Genomic DNA, 17164 nt, shown 5'->3' with positions numbered 1-17164 from the left:
GACATGTCCTTCCCCTGGCTGACGATCCTGATGGTCGTCCCTCTCGTCGGCGCGGCGGTGGTGGCGGCGCTCCCGCGCAGCCGTCCCGAGCTGGCGAAGTGGGCGGCGCTCGTCGTCTCCCTGGTCTCCCTGGCCGTCTCCCTCGGCGTCCTGTCGCAGTACGACCTCGACGGCGCCGGCTACCAGCTGGCCGAGCAGCACGAGTGGATCGCCGCGCTGGGCGTCCACTACGCGGTCGGCGTGGACGGGATCGGCCTGACGCTGATCCTGATGACCACGATCCTCGTGCCGATCGTCATCATCGCGGGCTGGAACGACGCCGACGGGGCTCGGTGGAGCGTCGGGACGTTCTTCGCCCTCATGCTCGCGCTCGAAGGGCTGGTCATCGGTGTCTTCGCCGCGACCGACGTGTTCCTCTTCTACGTCTTGTTCGAGGCCGCGCTCGTCCCTGCCTACTTCCTGATCGGTGGCTACGGCGGCGCCCGGCGGTCGTACGCCGCCCTGAAGTTCCTGATGTTCTCCCTCGCCGGCGGGCTGCTCATGCTCGCCTCGGTGATCGGGATGTGGGCCCTCTCCAACAGCCAGGGCGACCCGTCGTTCCTGCTGGCGGACATGAAGGACCTGTCGATCGGCACCGTCGAGGGCAGGTGGCTCTTCATGGGCTTCTTCATCGCCTTCGCGGTGAAGGCGCCCATGGTGCCGCTGCACACGTGGCTGCCCGACGCCGCCTCGGCGGCCACCCCGGGCACCTCGGTGCTGCTGGTGAGCGTGCTCGACAAGCTCGGCACGTTCGGCATGATCCGCTTCTGCCTCGGCCTCTTCCCCGAGGCCTCGGAGTGGGCGAGTCCTGTCGTGATCACGCTGGCGGTCGTCAGCATCCTGTACGGAGCCTTGCTCGCGATCGGGCAGGACCACCTGATGAGGCTGATCGCGTTCACGTCGGTGTCGCACTTCGGATTCATCGTGCTCGGCATCTTCGCGCTGACGACCCAGTCGGCGTCGGGCGCGACGTTCTACATGTTCAACCACGGGCTCTCCACGGCGGCGCTGTTCCTGATCGCCGGGTTCCTCATCCAACGGCGAGGCTCGGCACGGATCTCCGACTTCGGCGGGGTGCAGAAGATCGCCCCGATCACCGCCGGGCTGTTCCTCATCGCCGGTCTCGCCTCGCTCTCGCTGCCGGGCCTGGCGACGTTCGTCGGGGAGTTCCTCGTGCTGGCGGGCACGTTCACCCGCTCGCCGACGGCCGCGGTGTTCGCGACGCTGGGCATCGTGCTCGCGGCGCTCTACATCCTGCTGATGTACCAGCGGACGATGACCGGGCCGCTGCGCGACGACAACCGCGGGGTGACCGACATGGTGCCGCGCGAGATCGTCGCGATCGCGCCGGTCGTCGTGCTGCTCATCGGCTTCGGCCTGTTCCCGCAGCCGATCCTCGACGTGATCAACCCGGCTGTCTCCGACACGCTGGACCACGTGCAGATCGGTGACCCCGAGCCGCAGACCCCGTCCTTCCCGACCGCCGAGGGGAGCTCCAAGTGAGTGCCGTGAGCATGCTGGCCGCCCTCCCGGGTGCCCGGTCGCCGATCGACGCACCCGACATCGACTACGGCACGATCTCGCCGTTGCTCATCGTGCTGGGCGTGGCCGTGGCGGGTGTCCTCGTGGAGGCGTTCGTCCCGCGTGCCTACCGCTTCGTCAGCCAGGTGGGCCTCGCCGCCGTCGGCGTCGTCGCCGCGTTCGGCGCGACCGTCTGGGTCGGGACCGACCTTGCTCCGGTCGAGGGTGACGTGACGGCACGGGGCGGTCCGACGGCGATGGGGGCGCTGAGCGTCGACGGGCCTGCCGTCGTCACCTGGGCGATGCTCCTGTTCTTCGGTCTGCTCGGCGTGCTGCTGTTCGCCGAGCGCCGCCTGGAGGGCGGCCTGAGCGTCTTCACGAGCCAGGCTGCGACCCCGCCGGGCAGTGTCGACGAACGCCGCGCGACGCGGTTGCGCATCGAGCACAGCGAGGTCTTCCCGCTCGCCATGTTCGCGCTCGCCGGGATGATGTTCTTCGCCTCGGCCAACGACCTCCTCGGCATGTTCGTCGCTCTGGAGGTCCTGAGCCTCCCGCTCTACCTGATGTGCGGGCTGGCGCGTCGTCGCCGGCTGCTCAGCCAGGAGGCGGCGATGAAGTACTTCCTCCTGGGGGCGTTCTCCTCGGCGTTCTTCCTGTACGGCATCGCGCTCGTCTACGGCTACGCCGGCTCGTTCGACCTGGCCGAGATCTCGACCGCCGTCTCCAACCGGATCGAGGGCCAGACGATCCTCCTCGCCGGGATGGCGCTGATCCTGGTCGGCCTGCTGTTCAAGGTCGCGGCCGTGCCGTTCCACGCGTGGACGCCCGACGTCTATCAGGGCGCGCCGACGCCGGTCACCGCCTTCATGGCGGCGGGCACGAAGGCGGCGGCGTTCATCGCGATGCTGCGGATCTTCTTCGTGGCGTTCGGCGGGGCCCGGTGGGACTGGGCTCCGACCGTGTGGGCGATCGCGATCGTCACGATGCTGTTCGGTGCCGTCGTCTCCATCGCCCAGACCGACGTCAAGCGGATGCTGGCCTACTCCTCGATCGCCCACGCGGGTTTCCTGCTCGTCGCGATGGCGGGCATGGTGAGCGGTGACGGTGTGACGAGCGTGTCGGCGGTGCTCTTCTACCTGATCGCGTACGGAGCGGCCGTGATCGGGGCGTTCGCCGTCGTGACGCTGGTCCGCGACGCCGGTGGCGAGACCACCCACCTCAGCCGCTGGGCGGGGCTCGGCAAGGAGTCTCCGGTGGTGGCCGTGGCCTTCACGATCTTCTTGCTGTCCTTCGCCGGGATCCCCCTGACGGGAGGCTTCATCGGCAAGTGGACCGTCTTCGCGGCGGCCTGGGAGGGTGGCGCCTGGCCGCTCGTGGTCGTCGGTGTCGTCGCCTCCGCCATCGCGCTGTTCTTCTACGTCCGGGTGGTCGTCCTGCTCTTCTTCGCGGCCCCGCAGGGGGACGGCCCGTCGGTCGCCGTGCCCAGCCCGCTGACCTGGTCGGTCGTAGGGATCGCGGTGGCTGTCACAATCGTGCTGGGGGTACTTCCCGATTCGCTGCTCGATCTCGTGCAGCAGGCCGGGGCGTTCGTCCGTTGACCTATCGCACGATCGAGGGAGCAGCAGCCGTGGCGGCACACGCCTGGGGCATCGCCGAGTCCGACTCCGAGCTCGAAGAACGCGTCCGCGTCCGGATGGACGAGGTCGAGAAGCAGCTGAGCGCTGCCGTCCACGACGACGACGGCTTCATCGGGGAGACGGCGAGCCACCTGCTCGCTGCGGGCGGCAAGCGGTTCCGGCCGCTCGTCGTCCTGCTCGCCGCCGAGTTCGGCGACGATCCCGAGTCGGACGAGGTCGTGCCGTCGGCTGTCGTCATCGAGCTGACCCACCTGGCGACGCTCTACCACGACGACGTGATGGACGAGGCGTCGCTGCGTCGCGGAGCGGTCTCGGCCAACGCCCGATGGGACAACTCGATCGCGATCCTCACCGGCGACTACCTCTTCGCCGTCGCCTCCCGTGTAGTCGCCGGGCTCGGGACCGACGCCGTGCGCATCCAGGCCGAGACGTTCCAGCGCCTGGTTCACGGCCAGATCCACGAGACGATCGGGCCGCGCAACGACGAGGACCCGCTCCAGCACTACCTCGACGTGGTCGCCGACAAGACCGGCTCGCTGATCGCCACCGCCGCGCGCTTCGGCGCGATGATGAGCGGTGCGGACCCGGGCGTCGTGTCGACGCTGACGGAGTTCGGCGAGCGGATCGGCTCGGCCTTCCAGCTCGCCGACGACGTGATCGACATCGCGAGCGAGACCGACGAGTCGGGCAAGACGCCGGGCACCGACCTTCGCGAGGGTGTTCCGACCCTGACGACCCTGCTCGTGCAGCAGGCGGCACGCGCCGAGGACGCGCGGCTGCTCGACCTCCTGAGTCGTCCGCTCACCGACGACGCCGAGGTCGAGGAGGCGCTGGGGCTGCTCCGGACCAACCCCGCTCTCGACGACGCACGGCTCTTGGTCCGCCGCGAGGCCGACACCGCACGCGGCCTCCTCCTGCAGCTCGACGACAGCGAAGCGCGCACCGCACTGCTCGGTGTCTGCGACCGCGTCGTCACCCGGCTGGGCTGACCCCCGGACTGAGGCACCCTGACGGCGCATACTGGCACCAGGCGGTCGCCCGGAGGTCGGATGTGAGCAAGCAGAGGTCGTACGCACGCCTGTGGGCGTTCGTGGTGCTCTCGTGGCTGTGCGTCGGCGGGCTGGCCTACGCCTGGTGGACACTGGAGCACGACTCCGTCCGGAACCTCCCGTGGGCCTGTCTGCCCGTCCTGGTGGTCGCCGTCGCGGCCGCGGCGCAGTTCCAGCTCGAGATCAGGGGTCCGGCGAACCCGGCGCGGCTCTCGCTGATGACCTCGACGATCACCCCCCTGATCTACGGGTACGACGTCACCGTGGTCGCGGCCGCGGTGGCCGTCGCCCACGTCCCGGGGCTGCTCAACGGCGCATACCCCCGCCTGCGCACCTTCGCGCTGATGGCTCGATGGACCCTCGGTGCTGCCGTGGGCACCGTGGTCGCGGACGTCGTCGGCCTCCAGGCCGACCTCACCCCGCGGGTCGTCGGCGTGATCGTCCTCGCCGTCGCCGTGGTCACCGTGGTGAACACCCTGTGGGTCCTGGTCGAGGCGGCGATCACCGACCCGGTCAGCTGGCCCTACGTCGTCCGCAAGCCGGGCTTCCTCGCCGTCGCGGTGGTCGTGCACCTCGTCGTCAACACGTTGTTCGGTCTGCTGTTCGTGTTCGCCCTCGCGGGAAGCCCCATCGGGGTCCTGCTCATCCCGGTTCCGCTGGTTCTCATCTTCGCGGCGGCGAGGCTCTACTCCGGGGCGTACGCCGACCGGGCCCGCGTCGAGACCCTGAGCGAGACGATCCGCATCCTCTCCGAGCCTGTCGATCCCATGACGGCCCTGCGGCCCTTCCTCGCCGAGGTCCGTGAGCGCATGGGCGCACGCGCCGTGTCGCTCGTGGTGGTCGATGACGACGGCAGACCCGCCGCGTTCCGGTCACGGGCCGACGGGTCGTACGAGAGCGACGTGCCGGTCGGCCCTCTGGAGCGGCGCCTGGCCAGACGGGGGGAGCTGACGCAGGTGTCGGCCGGCGACAACTCGACGCTGGCGCGGCTGCTCCGGGAGGCCGGTCGGCGGTCATGCCTGTCCACGCCCATGCAGATCGGCCCGCGTGACATCGGGGTGATCGCGCTGTTCGACGTGCTCCGCCCGACAAGGGCGGTCGAGCGCGACCAGGTCTCGATGATGGTGACGCTGGCCCGGCAGACCGCACACACGCTCACGCGAGGCTGGGCGATCGCCAAGGTCGTCCAGAGCGAACGCTCGGTCGCGCAGATCCTCCAGAGCACCTCCGACGGCATCTTCACCCTCGACGCCGCCGGCGTCATCGCCACGTGGAACCCAGCGTGCGAGCGGATCACCGGTCTCTCGGCCGCGGAGGCGGTCGGACGGCGTGACGCACTCCAGCGCCTCCAGGCCCGGACGTCCGCCGGCCGGCCGGTCGACCTCGTGAACTGGCGCAGTCTGAGCGAGTTCCCGAGAGAGATGGTGGTCACGGCGACCGACGGCCGCGTGCAGCAGCTCGCGTGCTCCTTCACCCCGGCCGAGGACAGCCCCGGCGCGCCGCGTCTCGTCGTGGTCGCCCGCGACATCACGCCGGCGACGGAGTTCCACGAGCTCCGCGAGCAGTTCAGCCATCTCGTCGAGATGCAGGCAGCGCAGCGTCTGGTGGTCGACCACCTGCAGCAGGCCGTGGCCCCGGAGCCTCCCGGGATGGACGGGGTCGACATCGCCGTCGCCTATGTCGCCTCCGACCCCACGGCGCCGACCGGGGGTGACCTCTTCGACTGGCGCCGGCTGCCGACCGGCGAGCTCCACGTCGCCGTCGTCGACGTCCTCGGCCACGGTGTGACCGCCACCCGTGACGCACTCACGGTGATCCACACGCTCCGCTACGTCGCCGTGGAGGGCACTCCTCTGGAGGACCTGGTGCTCCGTGCGGACGAGCTGCTGGACGCGCAGGACTCGGAGCTGGTCGCCACGGTCGTCGTCGCCCGCCTCGACCCGAGCACCGGCGAGCTCCGCGTCGCCTCCGGTGGACACCCGCCCGCGTTCATCGTCGCCCCGGACGGAACGGTCCGGCAGGTCGCCGGCAGCGGGGGAGCGATCGGCTGGCCAGGGGTCGGCAGCACCAGCGTCGCGGTCACCACCCTGGAGGAAGGGGAGTCGCTCATCCTCTACACCGACGGGCTGGTCGAGGCGCGGCGCGACATCATCGCCGGGATGGCGCAGCTCGAGCGCATCGCCTCCGAGGTGGCCGGGCTTCCGGCGCAGGAGCTCTCCGACGCGCTCGTCGACCGGTCGCTCGAGGGGGCGGAGAGGCACGACGATGCCCTCGCCCTCGTCGTCCGCCGGGCGACCAGGCCGGCGCTCCCGCGTCGCGCCCGCTGGGAGCTCGGCCCGCAGGGCGTGTCGATGATCGGCCGCGTCCGCCGGGAGATGCGCGAGTGGATGGGAGGACACGGCGTGATCAGCGAGGATGCGCTCCTCGTCGCCGACGAGCTCCTCGCCAACGCGATCACGGCGGCGCGCACCCGTGCCGTGCTGTCGGTGGAGATGGTCGACGGCGATCTCGTGATCGAGACGACCGATGACGGGCAGGGCGACCCTCGTCTGAACGAGCACGGCAGAACGCCTCCGCCCGCCGGCCGCGAGCGCGGCCGCGGCCTCTACATCGTGCGGACGCTGAGCCGCGGCGTGGAGGCGACGAGCACCGCCGAGGGCTCCGTCGTCCGTGCCCGGGTGGCGACGCCGCGAGCGAGCGACCTGGTCCGCTGAGCGGCGGCACGTCGACGCCGGGCTAGACCAGGTTCGACGCGGACTCGCGCAGCGTACGGCGGTGGTGGCGCGTGGCCTCGACGGTGATCAGGATCAGCGCGGCCCACACCAGTGTGAAGCCGACCCACCGGCCCGTCGTCATGGCCTCGTGGAACACGAAGACTCCGACGGCGAACTGGAGGATCGGCGCGAGGTACTGCAGCAGGCCGAGCGAGGTCAGGGTGAGGCGCGTGGCGGCGCCGCCGAACAGCAGCAGCGGGACGGCGGTCACCAGGCCGGTCGAGGCGAGCAGGAGGGCGTGCCCGAGACCGTGGCTGCCGAAGGCCAGAGCGCCCGTCACAGCGAGATAGCCGAGGTACGCCGCCGCGACCGGTGCCAGCGCGAAGGTCTCCAGCGCGAGCCCCTCGACCGCGCCGATCGCGGCCTGCTTCTTCATCAGTCCGTACACCCCGAAGCTCAGAGCGAGGGTCAGGGCGATCACGGGGAGCCGGCCGTACTCCCAGGTGAGCTCGACGACGGCGGCGAGGGCGAGGGCGAGCGCGCACCACTGCACCGGACGCAGCCGCTCCCGGAGGAAGACCACACCGAGGGCGATGGTCACCAGCGGGTTGATGAAGTAGCCGAGGGACGCCTCCACCACGTGGTCGGAGTTCACCGCGTAGATGAACGTCCCCCAGTTGATCGCGACGACGACGGCGCCGGCGACGACGTACGCCATGCGGCGCGGGTCGCGCGTCACCGCCAGCGCTTGCGACCAGCGCCGCGTGACGAGGAGGAGAACGCCGACGGTGACCAGCGACCACACGACGCGGTGCGCCAGCACCTCCAGCGCCGACGCCGGCTCCAGCAGCGGCCAGTAGAGCGGGACGACCCCCCACAAGAGGTACGCACCGACTCCGTACGCGAGGCCTTCCGCGGTCTCGGAGCGCTGCGTCGTCGTCACTCCGGCAGGTTACGTTCCGATCGTCCAGGTGTCGTTGCCGGTCAGCAGCTGCTGCAGGTCACCCGGTCCCGACGACTCGACCGCGGTCTGCAGCTGCTGACGGGCGCGGTCGTCGTAGGTTGCGCGCTCGACCTGCCGGAAGATCCCGACCGGTGCCCGGTCGAGGTGGCCGCCGTCGGTGAGCCGGCTAATCGCGAACGCGAGGGTCGGGTCGTCGGCGTGGGCGTCGTGGACGAGCAGCTGGTCACGGTTGGCGTCGGTGACCTCGACCGCCGAGATGACGCCGGTGGCGGGATCGCGGACGAGCCCGTGCTCACCGTTCGGACCGTAGACGACCGGCTGGCCGTGGACCAGGGGGATGACCGCGTGGTCACGCGTCTCGGGGTCCTTGATCGTGTCGAACGCCCCGTCGTTGAAGATCGGGCAGTTCTGGTAGATCTCGACCAGCGACGTACCGCGGTGCGCAGCGGCCTCGCGGAGCACGCCCGTCAGGTGGTTGCGGTCGGTGTCGATCGTCCGCGCCACGAACGTCGCCTCCGCGCCGAGCGCCAGGGAGATCGGGTTGAACGGGTTGTCGAGGGAGCCCATCGGCGTGGACTTGGTGACCTTGCCGATCTCCGACGTCGGGGAGTACTGGCCCTTCGTGAGGCCGTAGATCCGGTTGTTGAACAGCAGGATCGTCATGTTGACGTTGCGGCGCAGCGCGTGGATGAGGTGGTTGCCTCCGATCGACAGCGCGTCGCCGTCGCCGGTGACGACCCACACCGAGAGGTCGGAGCGGGCGGTCGCCAGCCCGGTGGCGATCGCGGGCGCCCGGCCGTGGATCGAGTGGAGGCCGTAGGTGTCGAGGTAGTACGGGAAGCGCGACGAGCAGCCGATGCCGGAGACGAAGACGATGTTCTCGCGCTTCAGTCCGAGGTCGGGGAGGAAGCCCTGGACGGCCTTGAGCACGGCGTAGTCGCCGCAGCCGGGGCACCAGCGCACCTCCTGGTCGGAGGTGAACTCCTTGCCGGTCTGCCGCGCCTCGGCAGCCGGCATCCCGGCGAGTCCGTCGCGGGCGAGGATCGGGGCGGGGAGGTCGATGCTCATCGGTGGTTCTCCAGGCGGTGGGTGTCGATGCTCTTGACGGCCTGCGCGATGACCTCCGCCAGCTCGTCGGAGCCGAACGGCATGCCGGTCACCTTGTCGTAGCCCCTGACGTCGACCAGGAACTCGGCGCGCAGGAGCAGCGCGAGTTGGCCGAGGTTCATCTCGGGCACGATCACGTGGTCGTAGGAGCGCAGGATCTCGCCGAGGTTGCGCGGGAACGGGTTGACGTGGCGGAGGTGGGTGTGGGCGACGTCGATGCCCTGAGCGCGCGCCGAGCGGACGCCGGCGCCGATGGGCCCGTACGTCGAGCCCCAGCCGAGGACGAGGACCCGCGCCTCGCCCGACGGGTCGTCGACGACGAGGTCCGGGATCGAGTCGGCGACGCGCGCCACCTTGGCCGCACGGTTGCGCACCATGCGGTCGTGGTTGGCGGGGTCGTAGGAGATGTTGCCGGTGCCGTCGGCCTTCTCGATGCCGCCGACACGGTGCTCGAGACCCGCGACACCCGGAGGCGCCCACGACGGGGCGTGGGTCTCGGGATCGCGGGCGTAGGGCAGGAACTCCTCGCCCTCGGGCGGCACGGTGGCGAAGGCCGGCTCGATCCGGGGGAGGGTGTCGACGTCGGGGATCATCCACGGCTCGGAGCCGTTGGCCAGGTAGCCGTCGGACAGCAGCATCACCGGCGTGCGATAGGTCACGGCGATCCGTGCGGCCTCGAGCGCGGCGTCGAAGCAGTCGGCTGCCGACTGCGGCGCGATGACCGGGAGCGGCGCCTCGCCGTTGCGGCCGAACATCGCCTGCAGCAGGTCGGACTGCTCGGTCTTGGTCGGCAGACCGGTCGACGGTCCGCCCCGCTGGACGTCGACGATGACCAGCGGGAGCTCGAGCATCACCGCGAGGCCGATGGTCTCGGACTTGAGCGAGATGCCGGGGCCGGACGTGGTCGTGACGCCGAGCGCGCCGCCGAAGGAGGCGCCGAGCGCGGCGCCGATCCCGGCGATCTCGTCCTCGGCCTGGAACGTCGTGACGCCGAAGCCCTTGTGCTTGCTCAGCTCGTGCAGGATGTCGGACGCGGGCGTGATGGGGTAGGCGCCGAGGAAGACGGGCAGTCCGGAGCGCTGACCCGCGGCGACGATGCCGTACGCCAGTGCGGTGTTGCCCGTGATGTTGCGGTAGCGGCCGCTGTCCATCCGCGCCGGGGCGATCTCGTACGAGACCGCGAACGCCTCGGTCGTCTCACCGAAGTACCAGCCGGCCTTGAAGGCGGCGACGTTGGCGTCGCGGATCGCGGGCTTGGCCGCGAACTTGGTCTCGAGGTACGCCAGCGTCGAGTCGGTCGGGCGGCCGTACATCCAGGAGACCAGGCCGAGCGCGAACATGTTCTTGGAGCGCGCTGCGTCCTTGCGTCCGAGCCCGAAGCCGGCGACGGCGCCGACGGTCATGCCGGTGAGGTCCAGCGCGTGCACCTGGTAGTCGGCGAGGCTGTCGTCGTCGAGCGGCGAGACCTCGTAGCCGGCCTTGGCCAGGTTGCGCTTGGTGAAGTCGTGGCTGTCGACGATGACGATGCCGCCGGGGCGCAGCGCGTCGATGTTGGCCGCGAGCGCCGCGGGGTTCATCGCGACCAGGACGTCCGGCCGGTCGCCGGGGGTGAGGATGTCGTGGTCGGCGAAGTGGACCTGGAACGAGCTGACGCCCGGCAGCGTGCCCTGAGGTGCGCGGATCTCCGCGGGGAAGTTCGGGAGGGTGGAGAGATCGTTGCCGAAGGCCGCGGTCTCCTGGGTGAACCGGTCACCCGTCAGCTGCATCCCGTCGCCGGAGTCTCCTGCGAACCGGATGACCACCCGGTCCAGCTTTTCGACCCGCTTGCTCTCGCTCGCCAAGGCCCGGCCCTTCTGTGCGTCGTCTCTGAGGTGGTGCCCCCGGTGAGCAGGTTAGCCACACCTGCCAGAGTAAGGGGAGGGAATCTGGAACACCGTTCCAGGTCAGATCCCGGGCATGTCTACCGGGGGCCCGTCCACTGTGCCACGCGCGCGACGGAGCCAGTCTGGACGCAGCACTGCCCGGGACCGTGGGCCCCGGGCAGTGCAGTGCAGTGCGTCGCCTACCGCGCGAAGCGGTTCTTGAACGCGTCCTTGCTCTTGCCTGCGCCGTGCGACTTCCCGGGCTTGCGGACCCCGTTGACCGTCGAGGTGTCGAACGCGAACGTGATCGTCGCCGCGGCGAGCGCGTCGGCGTTCACGTCGAGCGCGTACTCGTTGACGTTGCCGACCAGCGTGTAGTCCTCCTCGAGCTGGTCGTACAGCGCCTCGTCCCGGCCGTCGCCCCGAAGGTTGTCGCAGGCGGCGTGGTAGCACGGGTCGTACGACGCGCCGGCGACGCCGCCGTACAGCTCGGCCTCCGCCGGGGTCTTCACCCCCTCCGCCCCGGTGAACAGGCCGCCCGCCGGGATGCCGACCGCGATGAACGGGCCGTAGTCGGACCGCCCGGAGAACTCCGTGTCCTGCGAGGGGATGCCGCGGTCTGCGTAGAACTTCTCGAACACGTCCTCGATCTGCGCCGAGCCCTCCGGGATGAAGCCGGGGGCAGCGGTGCCACCGGAGTTGTCGCCGTCGTAGATGCCGAACATGTAGTTCGGGGAGCCGATCATGTCGAAGTTCAGGTAGAGCGCGATGTCGTCGGCCTCGGCGGCGGTGAGGGCCTCGACGTAGTGCTCGGACCCCAGCAGACCGGACTCCTCAGCTCCCCACCAGGCGAAGCGCACGGTGTTGCTGGGCTTGACCTTCTGCATCTGGATCGCGGTCTCGAGCAGCGCAGCGCTGCCGGTGCCGTTGTCGTTGATCCCGGCACCCGCCTGGACGCCGTCGAGGTGGGCGCCCACCATCACCGTGTTGTCGTCGTCGCCCTGCTTGGTCTCGGCGACGACGTTGTAGGTCGTCCGCTCCTCGGACAGGTAGTCGACGGTGACGGTCACGGTGGCGCCAGGCGTCGCCGCGAGATCCTCGCCGGCGGCCGACGTCGCGAAGACTGCGGGGATCGTCAGGCCGGTCGCGTCACCGATCATGCCGACCAGGCCGGTACGGCCCGGCTGGCCCTCGTTCATCACCACGACGCCGGCCGCGCCGGCCGCCTGGGCGTTGAGGACCTTCACGGTGAACCCGCACGTGCCGCGCTGCACCAGGGCGATGCCGCCCTCGGGGAAGTCGGCGAAGTCGCTCGCCTCGCAACCACTCGTGTTGCTGTTCGGCGGGAGGTCCGCCGACGGCACCACGACGCCGACAGGGACCAGCGGGCCGGTCGCGGTGCCTTCGGGCGTGCCGGTGTCGAAGCTGTTGCGGAGGAAATCCCTCTCGTCGACGAACGTCCGCGGGTCCGGGCTCACCCTGGCCAGCTCCGAGTTCTCCTCGCTGTAGTCGAAGGTGAACTCCTGGACGACAGGGTCGTAGCCGGCGCCTTCGAGCTGGGAGACGACGTAGTCCACCGAGGCGTCGTAGCCCGGGCGACCAGAGGCCCGGTCTCCGTACTCGTCGGCGATGTCCTGCAAGGCCTCGAGGTGGTCGAGGACGCCTTCGACAGTGACGGCCTTGGTGAGCTTCTTGACCGAGTTGTTGTTGGGGACGGCGTTCGCCGGAGCTGTGCCGGCGAGGCCGAGCGCCGCGATCGCGACCGCGGCGGCGATGGTCCTCATTGACTTTCGTGACACTGGACGAGCCTCCTCGTTGAGTGCCCGGCCCCGCTCTGCCCGAGATGTGCCGAACGCCCCGACCCTAGGGGGCATCGGCGCCCGGCCGCCACCCTCGTTGTGGGGCACGGCTCGTTAGCGTGGACGCATGGCAGCTGATCCTGTGGTCTTCGACATCGGCAATGTCCTCGTCCGCTGGGACCCGGTCCCCGCGGTGGCCGCGAGCGTGGGGGACGAGCGCGCGATGGCCTTCCTCGGTGATCCCGAGTTCGACTTCCTGGCGTGGAACCACCTCCAGGACGAGGGCCGTCCGTGGGACGAGGCCGAGCGGGTCGCGCGCGGAGCGTTCCCGCACTACGCCGACGAGATCACCGCCTATCGCGTGAACTTCGAGGCTTCCCTCGTCGGCGAGATCGAGGGGTCCGTCGCGATCGTGCAGGAGCTCCGCGACGCCGGGGTGCCGCTGGTCGCTCTGACGAACTGGTCGGCGGAGCTCTTCGGCCATGCACGAGCGCGCTTCGAGGTGCTCGAGGCGTTCGACGACATCGTCGTGTCCGGCGAGGAGGGCTGCGCGAAGCCGGACCCTCGGATCTTCGAGGTCCTGGCCGAGCGGCTCGGGCGCCCTCTCGACGGGGTCGTCTTCACCGACGACTCGCCGCGCAACATCCTCGCCGCCGGGGTCGCTGGGATGGACGCCATCCCGTTCACCACTCCCGAGGACCTCCGTGGCGAGCTGGTCGACCGAGGCTTGCCGCTCGCCCGCGCCTGAGCCCGTGCCGTCCGACGGCGCCCTCCTCACGCGCCCGGCGCCGAGTCCCGGGCCGTGGTGTCGCGGGCGGTGATCATCGCCGTGACCTCGACGAGCGCCTCGTGCAGGCCGGTCCCGTAGTCGTCCTCGGGGAGCACGTCGATCCGGGCCGAGGCCGACTCCGCGTGCTCGGCCGCCTCGTCGAAGCGGCCGAGCCGGCGCAGCACGTCGGCGAGGTTGAGGTGCAAGGAGGGGAAGAACCCGGCGATCGTCAGCGACGCGTGATGGGCCTTCGCCCGCTCGTCGCTCGTCTCGCGCGCTGCGGCGAGCGCACGCAGGTCCCAGACCAGCTCCTCCTCCGCGTCGGCGGTGACGTCGGCGAGGAAGTGCGCGACGACGCACCGGTGGAACGAGTCACCGTCCTCTCCCAGCTCGTCCCACACCTCCCGCAGCGCGGCCCGCGCTCCGTCTCGGTCGTCGCGCTGACCGAGCGACATCGCCACCGCGATGCGCTGCATGATGGGGTCCGGCGTCGTGCTCTGCTCACTCATGGCCCGAGCGTAGGAGAGGGCGGGGACACTGGTCGTGTCCCCGCCCTCTCTGCCGGCCGGTGCCTGCTAGCGGACCCGCAGCGTGACCGGCCGGGACTTCGCCCGCTTGAAGGCCGGGTGTGCCGCGACGTACGTGGCGGTGATCGCGTGCTTGCCGCGCTTGAGCTTCTTCGGCGAGAGCTTGAGCACCGCCTTGCCGTTCTTCACCTTCACGGCCTTGATCTTCTTGGTGCCGTCTCGGAAGACGACCTTGCCTCGGACGGAGCCCGCGGCGACCGAGACCCGGGCCACGAGCCTCGAGCCGGTACGGCCGTACCGCGTCTTCTTCGGCGTGGCCTTCAGGCGTACGGCGGTCGCGATCTTCGGGACGCGAAAGCCGTTGGAGCTGCGCCAGAGGGCTGGGGAGCCGGCGCCCTTGCGGCCCGCGACCTGCGACTGGATCAGCGCCCCGCCGTCGGCCGGCGTGATCCGGTACGACGTGCCGTAGGCGCCGGGGATGGCGCGGCCGTTGCGCACCCAGCGGTAGCTGTAGGCGGTCGGGGCGCTGGTCCAGGTGCCGCGTGTCGTCGTGAGGGTCTGGCCGAGAGCCGCCCTGCCGCTCGCCACCGGCGCCGCCGTCGCCAACGAGAGACGGGAGACGTCCAGGATGCCGCGCCCGCACCTGGACGGCGCGCAGTTGGCTCGACCGTTGGAGAGCTGCGGGAAGGGCTTGACCGCCCACCGCAGCGCGCCCTCGATCGTCGAGGCGGGATAGGAGCCGTGCGACGCGATCAGTGCGGCGGCGGCGGACACTGCAGGTGCCGCCATGCTCGTGCCCGACTGCTCAGCCCATCCCGGGCGGGCGGGCCCCTTGGCGCCGGTGTTGACCGTGGAGAGGATGGAGTCGCCCTTGACGAGGTCGCCGCCGGGGGCGGAGAGGTCGAGGGAGGGGCCGTAGTTGGGGTAGGGGACCCACCCGGTCTTGACGAACCCGCCGGCCGCCTGACCGAGCCGGTTCGTCGCGCCCACCGTGACGACGCCGGGGCAGTTCGCCGGCGTGAAGAGCCGCGCGTTCATGGAGTCGTTGCCGGCCGCCACGACGACGACGGTCCCGCGGCCCCGTGCTCCGGCGATCGCCTTGCGGAGGGCGGTCGGGCAGAAGTCGGAACGTCCGGACAGCGACAGGTTGAGCACCTTCGCGGGAGTCCGGTTGCGCGGCAGCGTGGGAACCGTGCCGCCCGAGCCCCACGTGATCGCGGCGGCAATGTCGGAGGTGGCGCCCCCGCAGCGCCCGAGGATGCGCAGGTGCTGGATGCGGACTCCCGGTGCGTTGCCCGCGACTCCTGTGCGGTTGTTGGCACGGGCGCCGATGATGCCGGCCACGTGCGTGCCGTGCCACGAGCTCGGGGAGGCGGCGCCACACCCCTCGGTCCCCGTGACCCAGTCGCCCTCGTCGCGAGGGTTGGAGTCCCGGCCGTGCCCGTCGCGGGCGATCTGCTTCGAGGAGATGAAGTCCATCCCCGAGACCATCTTGCCGTTGAGATCGGGGTGCTTGCTCTGGCCGGTGTCGACCACCCCCACGACGACCCGGCCGGTCGTGACCGGCCATGCGGTGTAGGCCTGCGACCCGTACGCCTCATGGATGCTCCACTGCTTGTTCCAGTCGGTGTCGTTGAGAGCTGGCGGAGCGGCCGTGGTCACCAGGACGTCGGGCTCGACAGACGCGACACCGGGGAGGTCCTCGAGGTCGGTGGCCGCCTCCTGCGCCGCGGTGAGACTCACCGGCTCGGAGAATGCCAGGGAGTCCACCCCCTCGGCGACCGGCGTGGTGGTCCCGGACGTGTCCGGGCCCTCTGCCTCGACGGCCGCGCGGGAGACCGTCGCCGACGGACGTGCGCCGTCGGCGTAGGTGATGATCAGGCCCGCCGCGCGCGGGCCTGCAGCATCGCGCACCGCCGGAGGCGCGGTCTCGGATGCGGCGTCCCGCGCGCCGAGATCCGGGGGTGCGGCGACCGCCGGAGCGACGGTGCCGAGGACGAGGCTCGCGCACGCGACCAGGCCGAGCGGCCGGAGGAGGGGTGACATGCGCCCCAGTGTGACGGGTGGGCGGCTCGCTCTCTCCCGCGGTCCGGAGGTCGGTCACGGACACACCCGGTGAGCCGTCGCGCTCCGCACGCAGGCCGGCGGCGACCCCCTAGACTCAGGCGCATGTCCGACTACCCCGACTACCTGGTGACGTACGCGTCGGTCGCCGCGATCATCGGGGTCGGCGTGGCTCTGGCCGCAGGCATGCTCGGGGCCAACCGGCTGTTCCGTCCCGCGCTGCCCGATCCGGCCAAGCTGCTGACGTACGAGTCCGGCGTGGACCCCGTCGGCACCGGGTGGGCGCAGAGCAACGTGCGCTACTACGTCTACGCGTTCCTCTACGTCATCTTCGCCGTCGACGCGGTGTTCCTCTTCCCATGGGCGGTCGTGTTCGCGTCCATCGGGTGGGCGGCCGCGGTGGAGATGGCGGTGTTCCTCGGCTTCATCGCCGTCGGCCTCGTCTATGCATGGCGCACGGGGGTGCTGTCGTGGACGTGACCAAGGGTGCGGTCGACCTCGGCGTCCCTACGTTGCAGAGCCCGACGCTGCAGAGCCCGTCCATGGAGAGGCTGGGCGAGGTCGACCTCGGCGTCGGATCCGCGCTGGCGCCTCGGCCCGTGCGCTATCTGCTCAACTGGGGGCGTCGCTACTCGCTGTGGGTCTTCAACTTCGGGCTGGCGTGCTGCGCGATCGAGTTCATCGCGGCGTCGATGGCCCGTCACGACTTCATCCGCCTCGGGGTCATCCCCTTCGCCCCCGGTCCCCGGCAGGCCGACCTCATGGTCGTGTCGGGCACGGTGACCGACAAGATGGCGCCGGCGATCGAGCGGCTCTACGCGCAGATGCCCGACCCCAAGTACGTCATCTCCTTCGGGTCGTGCGCCAACTCCGGCGGCCCCTACTGGGACTCGTACTGCGTCACCAAGGGCGTCGACCAGATCATCCCGGTCGACGTGTACGTCCCCGGCTGTCCGCCGCGGCCGGAGGCCCTCCTCCAGGGGATCGTCACCCTTCAGGACAAGATCGCCGGCGAAGACCTCGCGCAGCGCTACGGCCGGACAGGACTGCGCCGCTCGCTCTCGTCGCTGCTGCGGCCGCCGGTCACGCCTGAGCAGGACGGCTAGTCGCCG

The 17164-nt window shown here is 70.7% G+C and carries 13 protein-coding genes; 7 read left to right on the top strand and 6 right to left on the bottom strand.

The genetic code is table 11. The features are described 5' to 3' along the window. Positions 1 to 3: 3 nt before the first annotated feature. The 4 genes from KV100_RS06935 (at position 4) to KV100_RS06920 (ending at position 6960) form a co-directional block, all read left to right on the top strand. Positions 4 to 1542, top strand: coding sequence for an NADH-quinone oxidoreductase subunit M (locus tag KV100_RS06935; protein WP_220342118.1), 1539 nt, complete (start codon positions 4 to 6; stop codon positions 1540 to 1542). A gap of 11 nt (positions 1543 to 1553) precedes the next feature. Then, the gene (nuoN, locus tag KV100_RS06930) at positions 1554 to 3158 is read left to right on the top strand and encodes an NADH-quinone oxidoreductase subunit NuoN (RefSeq protein WP_220342540.1); all 1605 of its coding nucleotides are present in this window, start codon (positions 1554 to 1556) and stop codon (positions 3156 to 3158) included. A gap of 29 nt (positions 3159 to 3187) precedes the next feature. Then, positions 3188 to 4186, top strand: a complete 999-nt coding sequence (locus tag KV100_RS06925) for a polyprenyl synthetase family protein (protein ID WP_308291369.1) — start codon at positions 3188 to 3190, stop codon at positions 4184 to 4186. Positions 4187 to 4248: 62 nt separating this feature from the next. Continuing rightward, entirely contained in the window at positions 4249 to 6960 is a 2712-nt protein-coding gene (locus tag KV100_RS06920; protein WP_220342117.1) for a SpoIIE family protein phosphatase, read from the top strand. A gap of 22 nt (positions 6961 to 6982) precedes the next feature. Here KV100_RS06920 and rarD read toward each other — a convergent pair whose 3' ends face one another. From rarD to KV100_RS06900, 4 genes are all read right to left on the bottom strand, one after another. Then, complete coding sequence (rarD, locus tag KV100_RS06915; RefSeq protein WP_220342116.1) at positions 6983 to 7903, bottom strand: EamA family transporter RarD; 921 nt, start codon at positions 7901 to 7903, stop codon at positions 6983 to 6985. Between the two features lie 9 nt (positions 7904 to 7912). Beyond that, positions 7913 to 8992, bottom strand: coding sequence for a 2-oxoacid:ferredoxin oxidoreductase subunit beta (locus KV100_RS06910; RefSeq protein ID WP_220342115.1), 1080 nt, complete (start codon positions 8990 to 8992; stop codon positions 7913 to 7915). Continuing rightward, on the bottom strand, positions 8989 to 10872 hold the full coding sequence (locus KV100_RS06905) for a 2-oxoacid:acceptor oxidoreductase subunit alpha (RefSeq protein WP_255559057.1): 1884 nt from the start codon (positions 10870 to 10872) through the stop codon (positions 8989 to 8991). Before KV100_RS06905 ends, KV100_RS06910 begins: the two co-directional genes overlap by 4 nt. A 221-nt stretch (positions 10873 to 11093) precedes the next feature. Beyond that, a complete protein-coding gene (locus KV100_RS06900) occupies positions 11094 to 12677 on the bottom strand; it encodes a M20/M25/M40 family metallo-hydrolase (protein WP_220342114.1) in 1584 nt (527 codons plus the stop codon). A 142-nt stretch (positions 12678 to 12819) separates the two neighbouring features. Here KV100_RS06900 and KV100_RS06895 point away from each other — a divergent pair, with 142 nt between their 5' ends. Next, positions 12820 to 13440 (top strand): HAD family phosphatase, encoded by a 621-nt coding sequence (locus KV100_RS06895; protein ID WP_220342113.1) that lies wholly within the window; start codon positions 12820 to 12822, stop codon positions 13438 to 13440. A gap of 26 nt (positions 13441 to 13466) precedes the next feature. Here the strand turns inward: KV100_RS06895 and KV100_RS06890 are convergent, their stop codons facing one another. Further along, complete coding sequence (locus KV100_RS06890; protein ID WP_220342112.1) at positions 13467 to 13970, bottom strand: hypothetical protein; 504 nt, start codon at positions 13968 to 13970, stop codon at positions 13467 to 13469. Positions 13971 to 14036: 66 nt separating this feature from the next. After that, positions 14037 to 16034: a S8 family serine peptidase gene (locus KV100_RS06885; protein WP_220342111.1), complete on the bottom strand. Its 1998-nt coding sequence runs from the start codon at positions 16032 to 16034 to the stop codon at positions 14037 to 14039. Between the two features lie 123 nt (positions 16035 to 16157). On the opposite strand from KV100_RS06885, the gene KV100_RS06880 reads away from it, so the two are divergent. Further along, a complete protein-coding gene (locus tag KV100_RS06880) occupies positions 16158 to 16532 on the top strand; it encodes an NADH-quinone oxidoreductase subunit A (protein ID WP_220342110.1) in 375 nt (124 codons plus the stop codon). Further along, positions 16523 to 17158, top strand: coding sequence for an NADH-quinone oxidoreductase subunit B (locus KV100_RS06875; RefSeq protein WP_374197338.1), 636 nt, complete (start codon positions 16523 to 16525; stop codon positions 17156 to 17158). The genes KV100_RS06880 and KV100_RS06875 overlap by 10 nt, the downstream gene beginning before the upstream one ends. The last annotated feature ends 6 nt before the right edge of the window (positions 17159 to 17164 follow it).

The sequence above is a fragment of the Mumia sp. zg.B21 genome, from assembly GCF_019550855.1.
Taxonomy (GTDB): domain Bacteria; phylum Actinomycetota; class Actinomycetes; order Propionibacteriales; family Nocardioidaceae; genus Mumia.
This window is presented reverse-complemented; position numbering and strand designations above follow the sequence as displayed.

Excerpts from the sequence above, each read along its gene's own strand:
- KV100_RS06885 (WP_220342111.1), bottom strand. The coding sequence starts at position 16,034 with ATGTCACCCCTCCTCCGGCCGCTCGGCCTGGTCGCGTGCGCGAGCCTC.
- KV100_RS06895 (WP_220342113.1), top strand. The coding sequence starts at position 12,820 with ATGGCAGCTGATCCTGTGGTCTTCGACATCGGCAATGTCCTCGTCCGC.
- KV100_RS06880 (WP_220342110.1), top strand. The coding sequence starts at position 16,158 with ATGTCCGACTACCCCGACTACCTGGTGACGTACGCGTCGGTCGCCGCG.
- KV100_RS06935 (WP_220342118.1), top strand. The coding sequence starts at position 4 with ATGTCCTTCCCCTGGCTGACGATCCTGATGGTCGTCCCTCTCGTCGGC.
- KV100_RS06910 (WP_220342115.1), bottom strand. The coding sequence starts at position 8,992 with ATGAGCATCGACCTCCCCGCCCCGATCCTCGCCCGCGACGGACTCGCC.
- nuoN (WP_220342540.1), top strand. The coding sequence starts at position 1,554 with ATGCTGGCCGCCCTCCCGGGTGCCCGGTCGCCGATCGACGCACCCGAC.
- KV100_RS06890 (WP_220342112.1), bottom strand. The coding sequence starts at position 13,970 with ATGAGTGAGCAGAGCACGACGCCGGACCCCATCATGCAGCGCATCGCG.
- KV100_RS06900 (WP_220342114.1), bottom strand. The coding sequence starts at position 12,677 with ATGAGGACCATCGCCGCCGCGGTCGCGATCGCGGCGCTCGGCCTCGCC.